This window comes from Pseudomonas putida W15Oct28 (genome assembly GCF_000708715.2).
Taxonomy (GTDB): Bacteria; Pseudomonadota; Gammaproteobacteria; order Pseudomonadales; family Pseudomonadaceae; genus Aquipseudomonas; species Aquipseudomonas putida_R.
Map to the genome: position 1 here is coordinate 5,001 of NZ_JENB01000042.1, position 21,615 is coordinate 26,615.

Below are 21,615 nucleotides of genomic sequence, written 5' to 3' on the forward strand. Positions count from 1 at the left end.
AGCACGAGAAACTTTGTCTGAATATGGGGGGACCATCCTCCAAGGCTAAATACTACTGACTGACCGATAGTGAACTAGTACCGTGAGGGAAAGGCGAAAAGAACCCCGGAGAGGGGAGTGAAATAGATCCTGAAACCGTATGCGTACAAGCAGTGGGAGCCTACTTTGTTAGGTGACTGCGTACCTTTTGTATAATGGGTCAGCGACTTATATTCAGTGGCGAGCTTAACCGAATAGGGGAGGCGTAGCGAAAGCGAGTCTTAATAGGGCGTTTAGTCGCTGGGTATAGACCCGAAACCGGGCGATCTATCCATGGGCAGGTTGAAGGTTAGGTAACACTGACTGGAGGACCGAACCGACTACCGTTGAAAAGTTAGCGGATGACCTGTGGATCGGAGTGAAAGGCTAATCAAGCTCGGAGATAGCTGGTTCTCCTCGAAAGCTATTTAGGTAGCGCCTCATGTATCACTGTAGGGGGTAGAGCACTGTTTCGGCTAGGGGGTCATCCCGACTTACCAAACCGATGCAAACTCCGAATACCTACAAGTGCCGAGCATGGGAGACACACGGCGGGTGCTAACGTCCGTCGTGAAAAGGGAAACAACCCAGACCGTCAGCTAAGGTCCCAAAGTCATGGTTAAGTGGGAAACGATGTGGGAAGGCTTAGACAGCTAGGAGGTTGGCTTAGAAGCAGCCACCCTTTAAAGAAAGCGTAATAGCTCACTAGTCGAGTCGGCCTGCGCGGAAGATGTAACGGGGCTCAAACCATGCACCGAAGCTACGGGTATCACGAGTGAAAAACTCGCACGCCGAAAGACCAAGGTTTCCTGCGCAACGTTAATCGACGCAGGGTTAGTCGGTCCCTAAGGCGAGGCTGAAAAGCGTAGTCGATGGAAAACAGGTTAATATTCCTGTACTTCCAGTTATTGCGATGGAGGGACGGAGAAGGTTAGGCCAGCCTGGCGTTGGTTGTCCAGGTTTAAGGTGGTAGGCTGGAATCTTAGGCAAATCCGGGATTCTAAGGCCGAGAGCTGATGACGAGTTGCCATTAGGCGACGAAGTGGTTGATACCATGCTTCCAAGAAAAGCTCCTAAGCTTCAGATAACTGGGAACCGTACCCCAAACCGACACAGGTGGTTAGGTAGAGAATACCAAGGCGCTTGAGAGAACTCGGGTGAAGGAACTAGGCAAAATGGCACCGTAACTTCGGGAGAAGGTGCGCCGGCGAGGGTCAAGGACTTGCTCCGTAAGCCCATGCCGGTCGAAGATACCAGGCCGCTGCGACTGTTTATTAAAAACACAGCACTCTGCAAACACGAAAGTGGACGTATAGGGTGTGACGCCTGCCCGGTGCCGGAAGGTTAATTGATGGGGTTAGCGCAAGCGAAGCTCTTGATCGAAGCCCCGGTAAACGGCGGCCGTAACTATAACGGTCCTAAGGTAGCGAAATTCCTTGTCGGGTAAGTTCCGACCTGCACGAATGGCGTAACGATGGCGGCGCTGTCTCCACCCGAGACTCAGTGAAATTGAAATCGCTGTGAAGATGCAGTGTATCCGCGGCTAGACGGAAAGACCCCGTGAACCTTTACTATAGCTTTGCACTGGACTTTGAATTTGCTTGTGTAGGATAGGTGGGAGGCTTTGAAGTGGGGACGCCAGTTCTCATGGAGCCATCCTTGAAATACCACCCTGGCAACTTTGAGGTTCTAACTCAGGTCCGTTATCCGGATCGAGGACAGTGTATGGTGGGTAGTTTGACTGGGGCGGTCTCCTCCCAAAGAGTAACGGAGGAGTACGAAGGTGCGCTCAGACCGGTCGGAAATCGGTCGTAGAGTATAAAGGCAAAAGCGCGCTTGACTGCGAGACACACACGTCGAGCAGGTACGAAAGTAGGTCTTAGTGATCCGGTGGTTCTGTATGGAAGGGCCATCGCTCAACGGATAAAAGGTACTCCGGGGATAACAGGCTGATACCGCCCAAGAGTTCATATCGACGGCGGTGTTTGGCACCTCGATGTCGGCTCATCACATCCTGGGGCTGAAGCCGGTCCCAAGGGTATGGCTGTTCGCCATTTAAAGTGGTACGCGAGCTGGGTTTAGAACGTCGTGAGACAGTTCGGTCCCTATCTGCCGTGGACGTTTGAGATTTGAGAGGGGCTGCTCCTAGTACGAGAGGACCGGAGTGGACGAACCTCTGGTGTTCCGGTTGTCACGCCAGTGGCATTGCCGGGTAGCTATGTTCGGAAGAGATAACCGCTGAAAGCATCTAAGCGGGAAACTTGCCTCAAGATGAGATCTCACTGGGATCTTGAATCCCCTAAAGGGCCGTCGAAGACTACGACGTTGATAGGTTGGGTGTGTAAGCGCTGTGAGGCGTTGAGCTAACCAATACTAATTGCCCGTGAGGCTTGACCATATAACACCCAAGCAATAACGTAACCCACAAATATCACATATCCGAATTCGCTGGGCTGTCCATCTGGACATTCTGGCTACAGAATTTCTTGACGACCATAGAGCATTGGAACCACCTGATCCCATCCCGAACTCAGTAGTGAAACGATGCATCGCCGATGGTAGTGTGGGGTTTCCCCATGTGAGAGTAGGTCATCGTCAAGATTCATTTCGCAAAACCCCTATCTGCGCATGCAGGTAGGGGTTTTGTCTTTTCAGCCCAAAAATTTACGGGCTGCGGCAATATTACTGTCACATTGACGTGACTTTCTCTTGCTTGCCCTACGTCAAGACTTTGGTTCGGGGCACTCCTTACCCCGGGCTGAGCGATGCCAGCGTACCGTGCTGCGCATTTCTGGACTTCCACCGTCCCATCACTTGAGGTAGCAAGCAAGATGGCCAAGGCCGCCGATGTCGTTGTGCAATGCCTGGAAAACGAAGGTGTCGAGTATGTATTCGGCATTCCCGGTGAAGAAAACCTCGACCTGCTCGAATCCCTGCGCAAGTCGAAGATCAAGCTGGTACTGACCCGCCACGAGCAGTCTGCAGGCTTCATGGCTGCCACCTACGGCCGTCTGACCGGCAAGACCGGTGTCAGCCTGTCGACCCTCGGCCCTGGCGCCACCAACCTTGTCACAGCCAGCGCCTACGCCTACCTGGGCGGCATGCCGATGATGATGATCACCGGGCAGAAGCCGATCAAGAAGTCCAAGCAGGGCCGCTTCCAGATCATTGACGTGTGCGGCATGATGGACCCCATCACCAAGTACACCCACCAGTTCGCCTCGGCCGACAACATCCCGTCGCGCATGCGCGAAGCCTTCCGCCTGGCTGAAGAAGAAAAGCCGGGTGCGGTACACCTGGAACTGCCGGAAGACATCGCCGCCGAGCAGACCGACGCACTGCCAATTCCACGCAGCCTGCACCGTCGCCCGTTGGCCGAACACGTGGCCATCGAAGCTGCCGTGCAGAAGCTGAAGAACGCCCGCAACCCGATTCTGGTAATCGGTGCCGGCGCCAACCGCAAGATGACCGCCAAGGTTCTCAAGCAGCTGATCGACAAGACCGGAATTCCGTTCATCACCACCCAGATGGGTAAAGGCGTGGTCGATGAGCGTCACCCGCGTTTCCTGGGCAACGCCGCACTGTCGTCGGGTGACTTTGTGCACCGCGCCGTCGAAGCAGCAGACCTGATCGTCAACATCGGCCACGACGTGATCGAGAAGCCGCCATTCTTCATGGTCCGCGGCGGCACCGAAGTCATCCACATCAACTTCCGCTCTGCTGAAGTCGATGCCGTGTACTTCCCGCAGGTGGAAGTGATCGGCGACATCGCCAACGCCGTGTGGCAGATCGGTGAAGCCCTTACCGAGACGTCGCACTGGGACTTCACCCGCCTGATGGCCATACGCGAAGCCAACGAAGCGCAGATCGCCGAAGGCGCCGACGACGACCGCTTCCCGGTCTACCCGCAGCGCCTGGTCGCCGACATCCGTCGCGTACTGCCGTCCGAAGGCATCGTTGCCCTGGACAACGGTATCTACAAAATCTGGTTCGCCCGTAACTACAAGGCGCACAAACCAAACACCGTGCTGCTGGACAACGCCCTGGCGACCATGGGCGCCGGCCTGCCATCGGCGATGGCAGCACACCTGGTACACCCGGACCGCCCGGTGATCTCGGTATGCGGCGACGGCGGCTTCATGATGAACAGCCAGGAGCTGGAAACGGCAGTGCGCCTGGGCATCGTCGGGCGCCTGGAAATCCAGACGGGCGATGGCAAACAGGTCCAGCGGAGCCACCCCGGAATCGATGCGCTCAGGCCACGCCAGGGCATTGGCGATGGGCGTGCGCATGTCCGGGTTACCCAGCTGCGCCAATACCGAGCCGTCCACGTAATCGACCAGGGAGTGAATGACACTCTGTGGGTGCACCACCACCTCGACCTTGGCCGGCGCGGCATCGAACAACCAGCAAGCCTCGATCAGTTCGAGCCCCTTGTTCATCATGCTGGCCGAATCCACGGAAATCTTGCGCCCCATCGACCAGTTGGGGTGCGCACAGGCTTGCTCCGGCGTCACATCGAGCAACGCCTCGACCGGCGTTTCGCGGAACGGGCCACCGGAAGCAGTAAGCAGTATCCGGCGCACGCCAACCGCGCTCAGGCCGCGAGCATAGTCGCCCGGCATGCACTGGAAGATCGCGTTGTGCTCGCTATCGATCGGCAACAGCACGGCGCCGCTGCGCCGCACCGCCTCGATGAACAGCGCGCCGGACATCACCAAGGCTTCCTTGTTGGCCAGCAACACCTTCTTGCCCGCCTCGACGGCCGCCAAGGTAGGGCGCAGGCCGGCGGCGCCGACAATCGCTGCCATCACCGCATCCACTTCGGCCGCCGAAGCCACCTGGCAAAGCCCGGCCTCGCCTTCCAACACCTCGGTGGCGCAGCCGACCGCTGCCAGGTTTTCGCGCAGTCGCACGGCCGCCTCGGCGCTCGGTACTACAGCGAACGCCGGGCGATGGCGCACGCACAGGGCCAGCAACTCGTCGATCCGCGAATACCCGCTGAGGGCGAACACCTGGTAGCGATCAGGGTGGCGCGCAATCACATCCAGCGTGCTCAGGCCGATGGAGCCGGTGGCCCCGAGTACGGTAATACGTTGCGCGCGACTCACATCACACCCCATTCGGCAGCCCACAACAGCACGGCGAAAATCGGGATCGCCGCGGTAAGGCTGTCAATGCGATCGAGCACGCCGCCATGGCCGGGCAGCAGGTTGCTGCTGTCCTTGATGCCGGAACGGCGCTTGAACATGCTCTCTGTCAGGTCACCGACCACCGAGGACATGACCAGCAGCGCGGCACCCAGCAGGCCCAGCAGGATCTGGCCGAAACCCCAGTCGCGGCTGATGCCGACCGCCAAGGTAATTGCCAGGCTGACCGCCAGGCCGCCATACACGCCCTCCCAGCTCTTGCCCGGGCTGACCTGCGGGGCCAGCTTGCGCTTGCCGAAAGCCCTGCCAGAGAAGTAGGCGCCAATATCGGCGGCCCACACCAGCACCATGACCGACAGGATCAGCCAGTTGCCCAGCGGCCAGTGCTTGAGCAGCACCAGCCCCTGCCAGGCCGGCAGCAATACCAGCAGCCCGATCAGCAACCGGCAGGCGGCACTGGCCCACAGCTCGCTGCTACGCGGGTAGGTAAGCACCAGCCAGGTGGCCAACCCCCACCAGATCACCGCAGCTCCCAGCACCCAGGGCGCCAGCTCCGGAAGGATGTACAGCAACATCAGCGCTCCGGCGACCACCGCGGCATAGGCGATGCGCAGCGGCTGGGTCATCAACCCGGCCAGGCGCGCCCACTCCCAGGCGCCAAGGGTCACCACGAAGCCGATAAACAGGGCGAAATCCCCGCCGTTGAGCAGGAAGAAGCCACCCAGCGCAATCGGCAGCAGGATCAGCGCAGTAATGATGCGTTGTTTAAGCATTAAGCACGAGCTCCAGCCTCGACCTGCTCGCTGGTCTTACCAAAGCGGCGCTGGCGCGAAGCGAAATCGGCCAGGGCATTGCGCATGGCCTCGTGTTTGAAGTCCGGCCAGTACAGGTCGGAGAAGTACAGCTCGGCGTAGGCCAGCTGCCACAACAGGAAATTGCTGATGCGGTGCTCGCCACCGGTGCGAATGCACAGGTCCGGCAACGGTAGCTCGCCGGTTGCCAGGCAGGTCTGCAGCAGCCCCGGGGTGATGTCTTCCGGACGCAGGTGCCCGGCTTGCACTTCCCGCGCCAGCCGCTGCGCGGCCTGGGCGATATCCCACTGGCCACCGTAGTTGGCCGCGATCTGCAGGATGAAGCGGTTGTTGCCGGCGGTCAGCGCCTCGGCTTCGCGCATGGCAGCCTGCAGCTCTGGGTGGAAGCGCGAACGGTCACCGATGATACGCAAGCTGATGTTGTTCTCGTTGAGGCGCTTGGCCTCACGCCGGAGCGCCGAGAAGAACAGCTCCATCAGCGCACCGACCTCTTCGGCGGGGCGCTGCCAGTTTTCGCTGGAGAACGCAAACAGGGTCAGTACCTCGACCCCGGACTTGGCACACACCTCGATGACCGCGCGAACGGCGTCGACACCCGCCTTGTGCCCGGCGACGCCGGGCAGCAGGCGTTTTTTCGCCCAGCGGTTGTTGCCATCCATGATGATCGCGACATGACGCGGCACCGAGGACGGCGCCACTGGCTTGGTCTTTTCCATTAAGAAACCCCGGCCTTAGACGGCCATCAGGTCCTTTTCCTTGGCCTTGAAGGCAGCATCGACTTCGGCAACGAACTTGTCGGTCAGCTTCTGGATCTCGTCAGCGGCGCGACGTTCTTCGTCCTCGCTGATTTCCTTGTCCTTGGTCAGCTTCTTCAGGTCGGCCAGGGCGTCGCGGCGCACGTTGCGCACGGCTACCTTGGCATCCTCGCACACGCCGCTGGCCTGCTTGGTGTAGCCCTTGCGGGTTTCCTCGGTCAGGGCTGGCATCGGCACGCGAATGGTGGTGCCGGCGCTGGACGGGTTCAGGCCCAGGTCGGAGGTGAGAATGGCCTTCTCGATGGCAGCGCTGAGGTTCTTGTCGTGAGCGACGATCTTCAGGGTGCGGGCATCTTCGACGCTGATCGCAGCTACCTGGTTCAGCGGCATTTCGCTACCCCAGGCAGTGACCTTGACGCTGTCCAGGATGCTTGGGTGGGCACGACCGGTACGGATCGCCGCCAGGTGACGACCCAGCGCCTCGATGGACTTGCCCATGCGGTCCTGGGCGTCTTTCTTGATAGCGTTGATCATTTTTGAACTTCCTCGATCAGGGTTCCTTCCGCGCCGCCGTGCACGATGTTCAGCAGGGCGCCGGGCTTGTTCATATTGAAGACGCGCAACGGCATCTTGTGGTCGCGGCAGAGACAGATTGCCGTCAGATCCATCACACCCAGCTTGCGATCCAGCACTTCATCGTAGGTCAGATGATCGAACTTCTCGGCATGCGGGTCCTTGAATGGATCAGCAGTGTATACACCATCGACCTTGGTTGCCTTCAAAACCACGTCGGCATCGATTTCGATGGCGCGCAGACAGGCAGCAGAGTCGGTGGTGAAGAACGGGTTGCCGGTACCGGCAGCGAAAATTACGACTTCTTTGGCGTTCAGGTGGCGCATGGCCTTGCGGCGATCATAGTGATCGGTCACGCCAACCATGGAAATGGCCGACATGACAATGGCGGTAATGTTTGCCCGCTCCAGCGCGTCGCGCATGGCCAGGGCGTTCATTACGGTCGCCAGCATGCCCATGTGGTCGCCGGTGACGCGGTCCATGCCGGCTGCACTGAGCGCCGCACCACGGAACAGGTTGCCACCACCGATCACCAGACCTACCTGAACACCGATGCCGACCAGTTGGCCGACTTCCAGCGCCATGCGATCCAGGACTTTTGGGTCGATCCCGAACTCTTCCGAGCCCATCAGGGCCTCGCCGCTAAGTTTGAGTAGAATGCGTTTATAGCGAGCCTGATGACCACTGCCCTGCTGAGCCATTGCGAATCTCTCCTGCGGCGTTTGTAAAAAATTCTGGCGGGCTGCTTGAGCCTGCATGTAACTCTAACGTGACGCAGCGACTGCGTCAGCGAGCAACGGTCTCGTAAACCGCTCCCGCTTTGACAAAGAGGCTGCGCGCGTGAGCGGGCAGCCTCTTTGGGGCGACAGACGGGTCTGTCTTACTGCTTGGCAGCAGCCAGCTGGGCAGCAACTTCTTCAGCGAAGTTGTCGACCGGCTTCTCGATGCCTTCGCCTACCTTGAAGTAGGTGAACGAAACGATTTCAGCACCGGCCTTCTTGGCCAGTTCGCCGACTTTGACTTCCGGGTTCATGACGAAGGCTTGCTCTTTCAGCGAGGCTTCGGCTTTGAACTTGGTGATACGACCGTTGATCATGTTCTCAACGATGTTTTCCGGCTTGCCAGCGATCTTATCAGCGTTCAGCTGCAGGAAGACGGCCTTCTCGCGCTCGATGGCTTCGGCGGAGATTTCCGACGAGTCCAGGAACTCAGGGTTCGAGGCTGCAACGTGCATCGCGATGTTCTTGGCCAGATCGACGTCGCCGCCTTTCAGGACAACAACGGCACCGATCTTGTTACCGTGCAGGTAAGCACCGACAACGTCACCCTCAACGCGCACCAGGCGACGGATGTTGACGTTCTCGCCCACCTTGGCAACCAGGGCTTCACGAGCAGCTTCACGCGAAGCGATCAGCGGAGCAGCTTCGGTCAGCTTCTGGGCGAAGGCTTCTTCGATGCTTTCGGCAACGAAGTTCTTGAAGTCGTCTTGCAGGGCCAGGAAGTCGGTCTGCGAGTTCACTTCCAGCAGGACAGCCGATTTACCGTCGGTCTTGACCGCGATAGCGCCTTCAGCGGCAACGTTGCCAGCCTTTTTGGCAGCCTTGATGGCGCCGGAGGCACGCATGTCGTCGATGGCTTTTTCGATGTCGCCGCCGGCCTTGGTCAGGGCCTTTTTGCAATCCATCATGCCTTCGCCGGTACGCTCGCGCAGTTCTTTGACCAGCGCTGCAGTAATCTCTGCCATTTCAAAATCCTCTTGGAAAGTTTTTCAACCATTCCACCCGCTCGTCACGGGCGTTCAATTCTGCGAATCCGCTGTTGTTATCTCAGCCAACCCATAATGCGGGGCACTTGCTGACAGCAGGATTTCAAGGTGGCAAAAAGGGGGCAAAGCCCCCTTTTTGCGTGCCAAGTAGACGCTAGCGCCTATTACTCAGCAGCAGGTGCAGCCGCTTCTTCAACATAGACTTCGGTGCCGCCAGCAACGTTGTTGCGGCCGCGGATGATGGCGTCGGCCATCGAAGTCATGTACAGCTCGATGGCGCGGATGGCGTCGTCGTTGCCTGGGATGATGTAGTCAACACCTTCCGGGCTGCTGTTGGTATCGACAACGCCGATAACCGGGATGCCCAGCTTGTTAGCTTCGGTGATAGCAATGCGCTCGTGGTCAACGTCGATCACGAACAGGGCATCAGGCAGACCGCCCATGTCCTTGATACCACCCAGGCTGCGGTCCAGCTTTTCCAGATCGCGCGAACGCATCAGGGCTTCTTTCTTGGTCAGCTTGGCAAAGGTGCCATCTTCGGCCTGGGTTTCCAGGTCGCGCAGACGCTTGATCGAAGCACGGATGGTTTTGTAGTTGGTCAGCATGCCGCCCAACCAGCGGTGGTCAACGTATGGCGAACCGGCACGAGCAGCTTGCTCGGCGACGATCTTGCCGGCGGAACGCTTGGTGCCGACGAACATGATCTTGTTCTTGCCCTGAGCCAGACGCTCTACGAAAGCCAGAGCTTCGTTGAACATTGGCAGGGTTTTTTCCAGGTTGATGATGTGGATCTTGTTACGCGCGCCGAAAATGTACTTGCCCATTTTCGGGTTCCAGTAACGGGTCTGGTGGCCGAAGTGCACACCGGCCTTCAGCATATCGCGCATATTGACTTGGGACATGATAGTTCCTTGGTAAGTCGGGTTGGGCCTCCACGCATCCCAATGACCAACCCGCAAATTCGAAAATCCGGGGCACCCAGGTCATCGTGTCGACACGTGTGTGGGTTTAGGCTCACGGGGTCGTCCCCGAAAGCGGCGCATGTTATACCACAGACCGCGAGCGAACGAAACCCGGATCAGGTTGCGTCCGTCAGCGGTTTTTGCAGCGCCCCGCCAAACAGGCCAGAATGCCTCCTGTAGACAGCAGCATGGCCGCCTTTATCCCGACAGAATGCCGCCCTGCTCTGCTAGAATCCGGCCTTTCCCGTTTGTTCGCGCCGCGTGCGGCGCCGTAGAGAGCCTGTAATGACCGTTAACATCAAGACCGCAGAAGACATCGAGAAGATGCGCATCGCCGGCCGCCTGGCCGCCGAGGTGCTGGAAATGATCGAGGAGCACGTCAAGCCCGGTATTACCACCGAAGAGCTCGACCGCCTGTGCCACGACTATATCGTCAACGTCCAGCAGGCCATCCCGGCGCCCCTCAACTACAAGGGCTACCCGAAGTCGATCTGCACCTCGATCAACCATGTGGTCTGCCACGGCATCCCCAACGACAAGCCGCTCAAGGACGGTGACACGCTGAACATCGACGTCACCGTGATCAAGGACGGCTACCACGGCGATACCAGCCGCATGTTCCACGTCGGTAACGTGCCGGTGTGGGCCGAACGCCTGTCCAAGGTTACCCAGGAGTGCATGTACAAGGCCATCGAACTGGTGAAGCCGGGCTGCCGCCTGGGCGATATCGGCGAAGTGATCCAGAAGCACGCTGAAAAGAACGGTTTCTCGGTGGTACGCGAGTTCTGCGGCCACGGCATCGGCAAGGTGTTTCACGAAGAGCCGCAGATCCTGCACTACGGCCGCGCCGGCACCGGCATGGAACTGAAAGAAGGCATGACCTTCACCATCGAGCCGATGATCAACCAGGGCAAGGCCGACACCAAGGTGCTGGGCGACGGCTGGACCGCCATCACCAAGGACCGCAAGCTCTCGGCTCAGTGGGAACACACCCTGGTGGTGACCGCGACCGGCTACGAGATCTTCACCCTGCGCAAGGACGACACCATCCCGCGCACCTCGGCCTGACCGCACCGAGACAGGCCACCCGACGACAGGAACGTGACGCGATGCCCCAGGTGGACCCCGAGCTGTTCGACCGCGGTCAGTTCCAGGCGGAACTGGCCTTAAAGGCGAGCCCCATCGCCGCCTTCAAGAAAGCCATCCGCCAGGCCGGCGAGGTGCTCGACAAGCGTTTTCGCAGTGGCGGCGAAATCCGCCCGCTGATCGAAGCCCGCGCCTGGCTCGTCGACAATATCCTGCAACAGGCCTGGAACCAGTTCGACTGGGGCGACCACAGCGGCATCGCCCTGGTCGCGGTGGGTGGCTACGGGCGTGGCGAGCTGCACCCGCATTCAGACATCGACCTGCTGATTGTGCTTGGCGCCGCCGAGCACGAGCAGTACCGCAACGCCATTGAGCGCTTTCTCACCCTGCTGTGGGACATCGGCCTGGAAGTGGGCCAGAGCGTGCGCACCGTCGACGAGTGTGCCGAACAGGCCCGCGCTGACCTGACGGTGATTACCAACCTGATGGAAAGCCGCACCATTGCCGGTCCCGAGGCCCTGCGCCAGCGCATGCTGGAGGTGACCAGCACCGCGCACATGTGGCCGAGCAAAGACTTCTTCCTGGCCAAGCGCGCCGAACTCAAGGCCCGTCACCACAAGTACAACGACACCGAGTACAACCTCGAACCCAACGTCAAGGGCTCGCCCGGTGGCCTGCGCGACATCCAGACCGTACTATGGGTAGCCCGCCGCCAGTACGGCACCCTGAACCTGCACGCGCTGGCCGGCGAAGGCTTCTTGCTGGAAAGCGAGAACGAACTGCTGGCCTCGTCCCAGGACTTTCTGTGGAAAGTGCGCTACGCCCTGCACATGCTGGCCGGTCGCGCCGAGGACCGCCTGCTGTTCGACCACCAGCGCAGCCTCGCCGCGCTGCTGGGCTACAGCGACGACAACCCCAAGCGGGCAATCGAGCAGTTCATGCAGCAGTACTACCGGGTGGTGATGAGCATCAGCCAGTTGTGCGACCTGATCATCCAGCATTTCGAAGAGGTCATCCTCGCCGATGAGGAAAGTGGCAGCACCCAGCCGCTGAATGCGCGCTTCCGCCTGCATGACGGCTATTTGGAGGCGGCCAACCCGAACGTGTTCAAGCGCACACCGTTCGCCATGCTGGAAATCTTCGTGCTGATGGCCCAGCACCCCGAAATCAAGGGCGTGCGTGCCGATACGGTGCGCCTGCTGCGTGAGCACCGGCACCTGATCGACGACACCTTCCGCACCGATATCCGCAACACCAGCCTGTTCATCGAGCTGTTCAAGTGCGAAATCGGCATCCACCGCAACCTGCGCCGGATGAATCGCTACGGCATCCTTGGGCGCTACCTGCCGGAATTCGGCCTGATCGTCGGGCAGATGCAGCACGACCTGTTCCACATCTATACGGTCGATGCGCACACGCTCAACCTCATCAAGCACCTGCGTAAACTGCAGTACACGCCGGTGTCCGAGAAATTCCCGCTGGCCAGCAAGCTCATGGGGCGCCTGCCCAAGCCCGAGCTGATCTACCTGGCTGGCCTTTACCACGACATCGGCAAGGGCCGCCAGGGCGACCATTCCGAGCTGGGCGCGGTGGATGCGCAGAAGTTCTGCGAGCGCCACCAGTTGCCGGCCTGGGACAGCCGGCTGATCGTCTGGCTGGTGCAAAACCACCTGGTGATGTCGACCACCGCCCAGCGCAAGGACTTGTCCGACCCGCAGGTGATCAACGACTTTGCCCTGCACGTGGGCGACGAGACGCGCCTGGACTACCTGTACGTGCTGACCGTGGCCGACATCAATGCCACCAACCCCAGCCTGTGGAACTCATGGCGGGCCAGCCTGCTGCGCCAGCTCTACAGCGAGACCAAGCGCGCCCTGCGCCGCGGCCTGGAAAACCCGCTGGACCGCGAAGAGCAGATTCGCCAGACCCAGTCGTCAGCACTGGATATCCTGGTGCGTGAGGGTACTGACCCGGACGACGTCGAACAGCTATGGTCGCAACTGGGCGATGACTACTTTCTCAAGCACAACGCCGCCGATGTGGCCTGGCACACGGATGCGATCCTGCAGCAACCTGCCGATGGCGGGCCGCTGGTGCTGATCAAGGAAACCACCCAGCGCGAGTTCGAGGGCGGCACACAGATCTTCATCTACGCCCCTGACCAGCACGATTTCTTCGCCGTGACAGTGGCGGCCATGTCGCAATTGAACCTGAATATCCACGATGCACGCATCATCACGTCGAGCAGCCAGTTCACCCTCGACACCTACATCGTGCTGGACAACGACGGCGGCTCTATCGGCGACAACCCGCAGCGGGTCAAGCAGATTCGCGACGGCCTGACCGAAGCGCTGCGCAACCCCGAGGACTACCCGACCATCATCCAGCGCCGGGTGCCGCGCCAGCTCAAGCACTTCAACTTCCCGCCGCAGGTGACCATCCTCAACGATGCCCAGCGGCCGGTGACCATCCTCGAAATCACCGCACCAGACCGCCCAGGCCTGCTGGCCCGGCTGGGGCGGATCTTCCTGGAGTTCGACCTTTCGCTGCAGAACGCCAAGATCGCCACCCTCGGCGAGCGGGTGGAAGACGTGTTCTTCATCACCGATGCCGACAACCAGCCGCTGTCCGACCCGCAGCTGTGCAGCCGCCTGCAGGAGGCCATCGTCCAGCAGTTGCAGGCCGGCCAGGCCAGCGATGCCAGCCCTACCCGCGTGACCTTTTAACGACTAGACGATTGACGAGACCTTGCGCCGATGAACCATGCCTTGACCCAGCTTCAGCCCTACCCGTTCGAGAAACTCCGTGCCCTGCTGGGCAGCGTGAAGCCTGCGGCAGACAAACGCGCCATCGCCCTGTCAATCGGTGAGCCTAAGCACGAATCACCGGCGTTCGTCGCCCAGGCCATGGCCGACAACCTCGACAAACTGGCGGTATACCCCAGCACCCTCGGCCTGCCGGCCCTGCGCCAGGCCATCGGCCAGTGGTGCGAGCGTCGCTTTGGCGTGCCAGCTGGCTGGCTGAATGCCGACCGTCACATCCTGCCGGTCAATGGCACCCGTGAAGCGCTGTTCGCCTTCACCCAGGCGGTGGTCAACCGTGCCGATGACGGCCTGGTGATCAGCCCGAACCCGTTCTACCAGATCTACGAAGGCGCAGCGTTGCTGGCCGGGGCTACCCCGCACTACCTGCCGTGCCTGGAAGACAACGGTTTCAACCCTGACTTCGATGCCGTGCCGGCCGAGGTCTGGAAGCGCTGCCAGATCCTGTTCCTGTGCTCGCCGGGCAACCCCACCGGTGCGCTGGTGCCGATGGACACCCTGAAGAAGCTGATTGCCCTGGCCGACGAACACGACTTCGTGATCGCCGCCGACGAGTGCTACAGCGAGCTGTACTTCGATGAAGACGCGCCACCACCGGGTCTGCTGACCGCCTGCGCCGAGCTCGGCCGCAGTGACTTCAAGCGCTGCGTGGTGTTCCACAGCCTGTCCAAGCGCTCCAACCTGCCGGGCCTGCGCTCGGGCTTCGTGGCTGGCGACGCCGAGATCATCAAGCCGTTCCTGCTGTACCGCACCTACCACGGCTGCGCCATGCCGGTGCAAACCCAGCTGGCCAGCATCGCCGCCTGGCAGGACGAGGCGCATGTACGCGCAAACCGCGACCAGTACCGCGCCAAGTACGATGCCGTGCTGGACATCCTGCAGCCGTTGCTGGACGTGCAGCGCCCGGATGGCAGCTTCTACCTGTGGGCCAAAGTGCCGGGCTGTGATGCCGACTTCACCCGCGACCTGTTCGAGGCACAGCATGTGACCGTGGTACCGGGGTCGTACCTGTCGCGTGAAGTGGATGGCGTGAACCCGGGCGCGGGGCGCGTGCGCATGGCGCTGGTTGCACCGCTGGCCGAATGCATCGAGGCGGCCGAGCGGATTCGCGCCTTCCTGCAGAACCGCTGATTACCCAATTCGCGGGCAAGCCCGCTCCCACAGGTACTGCGCAGATTTCAAATGCAGCGCAGTACCTGTGGGAGCGGGCGTGCCCGCGAATGCCCTTGACAGGATCTACTTGACCGAACCCAGATTCGCCTCGCTCATATCCAGTTCCCCCAGCACCTGCCGCACTACTTCATCACCTACCTCGTGCTGGCGATGCAGGTTATACAGCTCCAGCCGCTGCGCCCTCAGCGCACGCAAGCGCAAGCGCCGCTCCAGCAAGTCCATCTGTTCGGCCAGTGCCTTGGCCTCGGCACTGTCGTTGTAGCTGTTCAGCTCATCCCGGTATTCAGCCATCAAGCGCGCCTTCAGCTCGGTCGCCAAGGTCGCCTGCGCAGCATCCTGCGGGGCATTGGCGTCGATCACTTCCTCTGCTTCCAGGGCATGGATCGCCGCCTCGGCCGTGCGCCGCCAGGCTTCCTGCACTTCCTGGTGCAAGCGCTCGTCCGGGCTCTTGGTCACCCCGCGCAGCAATATCGGCAGCGCGATGCAGGCACTGATCAACGACAGCAGGATCACCCCGGCGGCGATGAAAATCAGCAAGTCACGTTCAGGGAAGGCCTTGCCCGCGCCCATCAGCAACGGCACCGACATCACACCCGCCAGGGTCACCGCGCCGCGCACGCCGCCCAGGGTCAGCAGCCAGCAGGAGCGCGCCGTAGGCATCAGCACCAGCGCCGGTTTGCCGCGCCAGCGGCGCACCACGCCAATCGAGCGCCAGATGCTCTGCACCCAGATGAACCGCAGCAGGATCAGCGCAGCAAAGATCGCCACCACGTCCAGGCAACGGTAGGCCAGGGTCGGCCACACGGTGGCCTCGTGGCTGACCACTGCCTTGATGATGTCCGGCAACTGAAGGCCCAATAGCAGGAAGATCAGGCCATTGAAGGCGAACTCCAGCAGCGACCAGACGCTGCGGTTGAGCAGCCGGGTACTGGTCTGCCGCGGCAGCAGGTCGAGCCAGCTTTGCATCATGCCGGCCGCCACCGCCGACAGGATGCCCGAAACGCCCAGGCGCTCGGCCAGCACGTAGGCGGCGAACGGCAGCAACAGCATGAACACCACGTGGGTGGCCGGGTCGTCCCAGCCGCGGGCGATCATCCAGGCGCGCAGGCGGCCCACCAGCCAGCTGAGGCCCACACCCACCGCGAGGCCGCCAAGCGCCACCAGGACGAAGCTGAAGCTTGCATCGGTCAGCGAGAACACCCCGGTGATCGCCGCCGCCAAGGCAAACTTGAAGGTCACCAGGCCCGATGCGTCGTTCATCAGGGCCTCCCCCTGCAGCATGTGCATCAGCGGGGTGGGCAGGCGGTCCTGGGCGATGGCCGAAACCGCCACGGCGTCGGTCGGCGACAGCACCGCCGCCAGGGCGAAGGCCACTGGCAGCGGGATGCTCGGCAGCAACCAGTGAATGAAGTAGCCGGCCCCGACCACGGTGAACAGCACCAAGCCGACGGCCAGCGCCACTACTGGCCCGCGAATGCGCCACAGTTCACGCTTGGGGATGCGCCAGCCGTCGGCAAACAGCAGTGGCGGCAAGAACAGGAACAGGAACAATTCGGGGTCCAGGGCCACGTGCAGGCCCAGTGTCGGCAGGGCCAGCAAGGCACCAGCAGCGATCTGCACCAGCGGCAAGGGCAGCGGAATCATGCGGCCGACCAGCTTCGACAGGCTGACCAGCGTCAGCAGGATGAGGACGGTGTAGGCGGACTGCATCCGGGAAAGCTTCCTTTGTGAACCAGAAACGATAGCAAGGCGAAACATCACCATTGGAACAATATGTTAGCGGCGACCGACGGTTCAGGGCCGCTGCACGATAGTCGCAGGTGACGGGGGAATATGTAACATGATGATACTTCGGGAGGGTGGTGGTGCCGGGTGGACCTTGTATTACACAGGGGTGCAGGGCTTGAGGCCTGCGGTGTGTCGCAGATCGAGCGCCGCCCGCGCGGCGCATCGCCGGCAAGCCAGCTCCCACATCTGTTTCGGGCCAATTTCTCCAGTGCCGCCATCGCTGTCCGCCTTGTCTGCCCCATTCGATACCGCAGGTTTCGCTGCTGCTTTTCACCTGTCCCCAAGGTGTGCGCGCCAGGGCACAGGAGAGACTGGCCCGAAACAGATGTGGGAGCTGGCTTGCCGGCGATGCGCCGCGCGGGCGGCGCTCGATCTCCGATACGCTGCAAGGCCCAAGGCAGCACACCCGTGGCGCTCACTGTTTCGTTCCCGCATAATCCCGCGACTGACATCGAAAAACGGAGAGATTGGGGCAACCTGCAACCCCAATGTACACAATGACCTACACGCTCTACGGCATCAAAGCCTGTGACACCATGAAAAAGGCGCGTACCTGGCTCGAAGACAAAGCCATCGCCTACGAATTCCACGATTACAAAACCCAAGGTATCGACCGCGACAGCCTGAACCGCTGGTGCGACGAACACGGCTGGGAAGTCATCCTCAACCGTGCCGGCACCACCTTCCGCAAGCTGGACGACGCCAGCAAGGCAGACCTCGACCAGGCCAAGGCCGTCGAGCTGATGCTGGCCCAGCCGTCGATGATCAAACGCCCGGTGCTGGACCTTGGCGCGCGTACCCTGGTCGGCTTCAAGCCAGACCTCTACGCCGCTGCCCTGGCCTGAGCCCCTACCCTATTTCGCACGAGGTAATCACATGTCCAATACCCTGTTCAGCCTGGCCTTCGGTGTCGGCTCCCAGAACCGCCAGGGCGCCTGGCTGGAAGTGTTCTACGCACAACCGCTGCTCAACCCGAGCGCCGAGCTGGTTGCCGCTGTAGCCCCTGTTCTCGGTTACGAAGGTGGCAACCAGGCCATCGCCTTCAGCAACGGCCAGGCCCTGAAACTGGCCGAAGCCTTGAAAGGCGTGGATGCCGCCCAGGCCGCCCTGCTGACCCGCCTGGCCGAAAGCCACAAGCCGCTGGTCGCCACCCTGCTGGCCGAAGACGCGGCCCTGACCTCCACCCCAGAGGCCTACCTCAAGCTGCACCTGCTGTCGCACCGCCTGGTCAAGCCACATGGCCTGAGCCTGGCCGGTGTCTTCCCGCTGCTGCCGAACGTAGCCTGGACCAACCAGGGCGCGGTCGACCTGGCCGAACTGGCCGAGCTGCAACTGGAAGCGCGCCTGAAGGGCGAGCTGCTGGAAGTGTTCTCGGTGGACAAGTTCCCGAAGATGACCGACTACGTGGTCCCGGCCGGCGTGCGCATCGCCGATACCGCCCGTGTGCGCCTGGGCGCCTACATCGGCGAAGGCACCACCATCATGCACGAAGGCTTCGTCAACTTTAACGCTGGCACCGAAGGCCCGGGCATGATCGAAGGCCGTGTGTCTGCTGGCGTATTCGTTGGCAAAGGTTCCGACCTGGGCGGCGGTTGCTCGACCATGGGCACCCTGTCCGGTGGCGGCAACATCGTCATCAAGGTAGGCGAAGGCTGCCTGATCGGCGCCAACGCCGGTATCGGCATCCCGCTGGGCGACCGCAACACCGTTGAGGCCGGCCTGTACATCACCGCTGGCACCAAGGTGAACCTGCTGGACGAGAACAACGAGCTGGTCAAAGTGGTCAAGGCCCGCGACCTGGCCGGCCAGACCGACCTGCTGTTCCGCCGCAACTCGCTGAACGGCGCGGTAGAGTGCAAGACCCACAAGTCGGCCATCGAGCTGAACGAGGCGTTGCACGCCCACAACTGAGAATCCTCCAGCCCCCTGTAGGAGCGAGCTTGCTCGCGAACAGCGCATTCTCAGCGTTTGAAATGTTAAGATCGGGTCTGGCACCACGCCAGACCCGATTTTCATTCCAGGCCCCGTGAACATGTTCCAGCCCTCCCCCTGGCGTGCCGACTTCCCCGCCATCGCCGCCCTGCAACGGCAGCACCAGACCTACCTGGACAGCGCCGCCACCACCCAGAAGCCGCAAGCCCTGATCGATGCCTTGAGCCATTACTACGGCCATGGCGCGGCCAATGTGCACCGTGCCCAGCACCTGCCCGGTGCACTGGCGACCCAGGCCTTCGAAACCAGCCGCGACAAGGTCGCAGCCTGGCTGAATGCCGAGGACTCACGGCAGATCGTGTTTACCCACGGTGCCACCTCGGCCCTGAACCTGCTGGCCTACGGCCTGGAGCACCGCTTGGAGGCCGGGGACGAAATTGCCATCAGCGCCCTGGAGCACCATGCCAACCTGCTGCCCTGGCAACAGCTGGCGCACCGGCGTAACCTGCGCCTGGTGGTACTGCCGCTGGATGCCCATGGGCGCATCGACCTGAACCAGGCACTGCAACTGATAGGCCCGCGTACCCGGGTGCTGGCGGTCAGCCAGTTGTCCAACGTACTGGGTACCTGGCAGCCGCTGCCGGCGCTGCTGGCCCATGCCCGCGCCCAAGGCGCGCTGACCGTGGTCGACGGCGCCCAGGGCGTGGTGCATGGTCGCCACGATGTGCAGCAACTGGGCTGCGACTTCTATGTGTTCTCCAGCCACAAGCTGTACGGCCCCGACGGGGTTGGCGTGCTGTATGGCCGTACTCAGGCTCTGGAGCTGCTGCGCCATTGGCAATTTGGTGGCGAGATGGTGCAACTGGCCGAATACCAGAGCGCCAGCTTCCGCCCGGCACCGCTGGGGTTCGAGGCGGGTACGCCACCAATCGCCGGGGTGATCGGCCTGGGGGCAACCCTGGATTATTTGGCCAGCATCGACGCCCAGGCTGTCGAAGCCCACGAAACCAGCCTGCACCAACACCTGATGCGCGGCTTGGCCGACCGTGAGGGTGTGCGGGTACTGGGTGCACCCCAGACGGCGCTGGCCAGCTTCGTCATCGAGGGCGTGCACAACGCCGATATTGCCCACCTGCTCACCGAGCAAGGGATAGCCGTGCGTGCCGGGCACCACTGCGCCATGCCGCTCTTGCAAGGGCTAGGGCTGGAGGGCGCAATCCGCGTATCGTTGGGCTTGTACAACGACAGCGACGACTTGCAGCGCTTCTTCGCTGCGCTTGATCAAGGCCTGGAGTTGTTGCGATGAACCTGCCGGCACACGCACGTGAGGCGCTGGAAGCGTTTGAACAGGGCAAGGGCTGGGAACAGCGCGCGCGACTGCTGATGCAGTGGGGCGACCGCCTGGAGCCGCTGGCCGAGGCTGACAAGACCGAAGCCAACCGGGTGCATGGCTGCGAAAGCCTGGTCTGGTTGGTGGCCGAACACGTCGATGGGCTGTGGCGGTTCAAGGCCAGTAGCGATGCACGCTTGTTGCGTGGGCTGCTGGCGTTGTTGCTGGTGCGGGTGCAGGGTTTGACCCGTGAAGAGCTGGCCGGGCTTGATCTGCGCGAGTGGTTCACCCAGTTGGGGTTAGAGCGCCAGCTGTCGCCGTCGCGTAGCAATGGGCTGCATGCAGTGTTGCAGCGGATGGCGGAGTTGGCGTCCAACCGCTAAATCCAAGGCATACGCTGCTCCCTGTAGGAGCGGCCTTGTGTCGCGATGGGGCGCGCAGCGGCCCCACATTTTCAGCTACGCCGCGAAGATTGTCGGGGCCGCTTTGCGGCCCATCGCGACACAAGGCCGCTCCTACAAGGACCGAGTAGGCCTGAGAATGGTTACTCAGGTTTGAGCCGTTCCGAAGGGCGTCGCGCACCGGCCACCAGCTTCTCGATCGCCTTGCTCGCCGCTACCATGCCAAAGGTCGCGGTCACCATCATCACCGCGCCAAAGCCACCCGAGCAGTCCAGCCTCACACCCTCGCCCACGAAGCTTTTCTGCAGGCAAACGCTGCCATCACCCTTGGGATAACGCAGCTGTTCGCTGGAGAACACGCACGGCACGCCATAGTTGCGGCTGACATTGCGCGAGAAGTTGTAATCGCGGCGCAGGGTGGAGCGCACCCGCGAGGCCAGCGGGTCGTTGAAGGTCTTGTTCAGGTCGGCGATCTGGATCTGTGTCGGGTCGATCTGCCCACCAGCCCCACCCGTGGTCACGATGGCGATCTTGCGCCGCCGGCACCAGGCAATCAACGCAGCCTTGGCCATGACGCTGTCGATGCAGTCGATCACACAGTCCAGGTGCTCATGGATATGCTCGGCCATGGTTTCACGGGTGACGAAGTCGGCCACCGCATGCACCGTGCACGCCGGGTTGATCGCCCGCAGGCGCTCGGCCATGACCTCCACCTTGGGCCGCCCCACCTGCCCTTCCAGGGCATGGGCCTGGCGGTTGGTGTTGCTGACACAGACGTCGTCCAGATCAAACAGGGAAATTTCACCCACGCCGCTGCGGGCCAGCGCTTCGGCCACCCACGAGCCAACCCCGCCAATACCGACCACGCCCACATGGGCCTGGCCCAGGCGTTGCAGCCCCTGGTCGCCATACAGCCGGGCAACGCCGGCAAAGCGTGGATCTTCTGTGCTCATGTTCATACCCCAAAAAACCGGCGCGCATTATATGCCAGCGGGCCCATGGCCTGCATCGTTAGGAAAGACACTACCAACCCTGCTTTAATGTCCTA

General features: G+C 61.6%; 15 protein-coding genes, 2 rRNA genes and 2 pseudogenes (1 of these 19 cut by a window edge). 10 read left to right on the forward strand and 9 right to left on the reverse strand.

Going from position 1 to position 21,615, the window contains the following annotated elements; genetic code table 11:
* From AK81_RS30275 to AK81_RS28675, 3 genes and pseudogenes are all read left to right on the forward strand, one after another.
* Window positions 1-2,416, forward strand: a 23S ribosomal RNA gene (locus AK81_RS30275) (it extends 371 nt beyond the left edge of the window).
* An 87-nt stretch (window positions 2,417-2,503) separates the two neighbouring features.
* A 5S ribosomal RNA gene (gene rrf, locus AK81_RS22410) occupies window positions 2,504-2,619 on the forward strand.
* A 230-nt stretch (window positions 2,620-2,849) separates the two neighbouring features.
* A pseudogene (locus AK81_RS28675) lies at window positions 2,850-4,196 on the forward strand (acetolactate synthase large subunit); the annotation flags it as partial.
* Here the strand turns inward: AK81_RS28675 and dxr are convergent.
* The 7 genes and pseudogenes from dxr to rpsB all read right to left on the reverse strand — a co-directional run.
* Window positions 4,185-5,129: pseudogene (gene dxr / locus AK81_RS22415) on the reverse strand (1-deoxy-D-xylulose-5-phosphate reductoisomerase); the annotation flags it as partial. The pseudogenes AK81_RS28675 and dxr overlap by 12 nt on opposite strands.
* Complete coding sequence (locus AK81_RS22420) at window positions 5,126-5,941, reverse strand: phosphatidate cytidylyltransferase (RefSeq protein ID WP_016501164.1); 816 nt, start codon at window positions 5,939-5,941, stop codon at window positions 5,126-5,128. The gene AK81_RS22420 and the pseudogene dxr, both read right to left, overlap by 4 nt.
* Window positions 5,941-6,696, reverse strand: a complete 756-nt coding sequence (gene uppS, locus AK81_RS22425; protein ID WP_016485210.1) for a polyprenyl diphosphate synthase — start codon at window positions 6,694-6,696, stop codon at window positions 5,941-5,943. The genes AK81_RS22420 and uppS overlap by 1 nt, the downstream gene beginning before the upstream one ends.
* Before the next feature lie 15 nt (window positions 6,697-6,711).
* Complete coding sequence (gene frr, locus AK81_RS22430; RefSeq protein WP_043202602.1) at window positions 6,712-7,269, reverse strand: ribosome recycling factor; 558 nt, start codon at window positions 7,267-7,269, stop codon at window positions 6,712-6,714.
* Window positions 7,266-8,009, reverse strand: coding sequence for a UMP kinase (gene pyrH / locus AK81_RS22435; RefSeq protein WP_009686950.1), 744 nt, complete (start codon window positions 8,007-8,009; stop codon window positions 7,266-7,268). Before pyrH ends, frr begins: the two co-directional genes overlap by 4 nt.
* A 179-nt stretch (window positions 8,010-8,188) precedes the next feature.
* Window positions 8,189-9,052: a translation elongation factor Ts gene (tsf, locus tag AK81_RS22440; RefSeq protein WP_043202605.1), complete on the reverse strand. Its 864-nt coding sequence runs from the start codon at window positions 9,050-9,052 to the stop codon at window positions 8,189-8,191.
* A gap of 185 nt (window positions 9,053-9,237) precedes the next feature.
* Window positions 9,238-9,975, reverse strand: coding sequence for a 30S ribosomal protein S2 (rpsB, locus tag AK81_RS22445; RefSeq protein ID WP_016501167.1), 738 nt, complete (start codon window positions 9,973-9,975; stop codon window positions 9,238-9,240).
* A gap of 345 nt (window positions 9,976-10,320) precedes the next feature.
* Between rpsB and map the strand changes: the two genes are divergently transcribed.
* The 3 genes from map to dapC are packed head-to-tail and all read left to right on the forward strand — an operon-like array spanning window position 10,321 to window position 15,074.
* Entirely contained in the window at window positions 10,321-11,103 is a 783-nt protein-coding gene (map, locus tag AK81_RS22450) for a type I methionyl aminopeptidase (protein ID WP_043202607.1), read from the forward strand.
* A gap of 41 nt (window positions 11,104-11,144) precedes the next feature.
* Window positions 11,145-13,847, forward strand: a complete 2,703-nt coding sequence (locus AK81_RS22455; protein WP_043202609.1) for a [protein-PII] uridylyltransferase — start codon at window positions 11,145-11,147, stop codon at window positions 13,845-13,847.
* Between the two features lie 30 nt (window positions 13,848-13,877).
* Window positions 13,878-15,074 carry a succinyldiaminopimelate transaminase gene (dapC, locus tag AK81_RS22460; RefSeq protein ID WP_043202611.1) on the forward strand — a complete coding sequence of 399 codons (1,197 nt, stop codon included), beginning with the start codon at window positions 13,878-13,880 and terminating at the stop codon, window positions 15,072-15,074.
* 105 nt (window positions 15,075-15,179) lie between these two features.
* On the opposite strand, the gene AK81_RS22465 is transcribed toward dapC, so the two are convergent.
* On the reverse strand, window positions 15,180-16,826 hold the full coding sequence (locus AK81_RS22465; protein WP_043202613.1) for a Na+/H+ antiporter: 1,647 nt from the start codon (window positions 16,824-16,826) through the stop codon (window positions 15,180-15,182).
* A 575-nt stretch (window positions 16,827-17,401) separates the two neighbouring features.
* Here AK81_RS22465 and AK81_RS22470 point away from each other — a divergent pair.
* The 4 genes from AK81_RS22470 to AK81_RS22485 all read left to right on the forward strand — a co-directional run bounded on the left by AK81_RS22470 (window position 17,402) and on the right by AK81_RS22485 (window position 20,549).
* Window positions 17,402-17,749 (forward strand): ArsC family reductase, encoded by a 348-nt coding sequence (locus AK81_RS22470; protein WP_003252272.1) that lies wholly within the window; start codon window positions 17,402-17,404, stop codon window positions 17,747-17,749.
* Between the two features lie 31 nt (window positions 17,750-17,780).
* Window positions 17,781-18,815, forward strand: a complete 1,035-nt coding sequence (dapD, locus tag AK81_RS22475; protein ID WP_043202615.1) for a 2,3,4,5-tetrahydropyridine-2,6-dicarboxylate N-succinyltransferase — start codon at window positions 17,781-17,783, stop codon at window positions 18,813-18,815.
* Window positions 18,816-18,936: 121 nt separating this feature from the next.
* A complete protein-coding gene (locus tag AK81_RS22480) occupies window positions 18,937-20,142 on the forward strand; it encodes a cysteine desulfurase (protein ID WP_043202618.1) in 1,206 nt (401 codons plus the stop codon).
* A complete protein-coding gene (locus tag AK81_RS22485; RefSeq protein WP_043202621.1) occupies window positions 20,139-20,549 on the forward strand; it encodes a SufE family protein in 411 nt (136 codons plus the stop codon). The genes AK81_RS22480 and AK81_RS22485 overlap by 4 nt, the downstream gene beginning before the upstream one ends.
* A 161-nt stretch (window positions 20,550-20,710) precedes the next feature.
* Here the strand turns inward: AK81_RS22485 and tcdA are convergent, their stop codons facing one another.
* The gene (tcdA, locus tag AK81_RS22490; RefSeq protein WP_162491986.1) at window positions 20,711-21,520 is read right to left on the reverse strand and encodes a tRNA cyclic N6-threonylcarbamoyladenosine(37) synthase TcdA; all 810 of its coding nucleotides are present in this window, start codon (window positions 21,518-21,520) and stop codon (window positions 20,711-20,713) included.
* Between the last annotated feature and the right edge of the window lie 95 nt (window positions 21,521-21,615).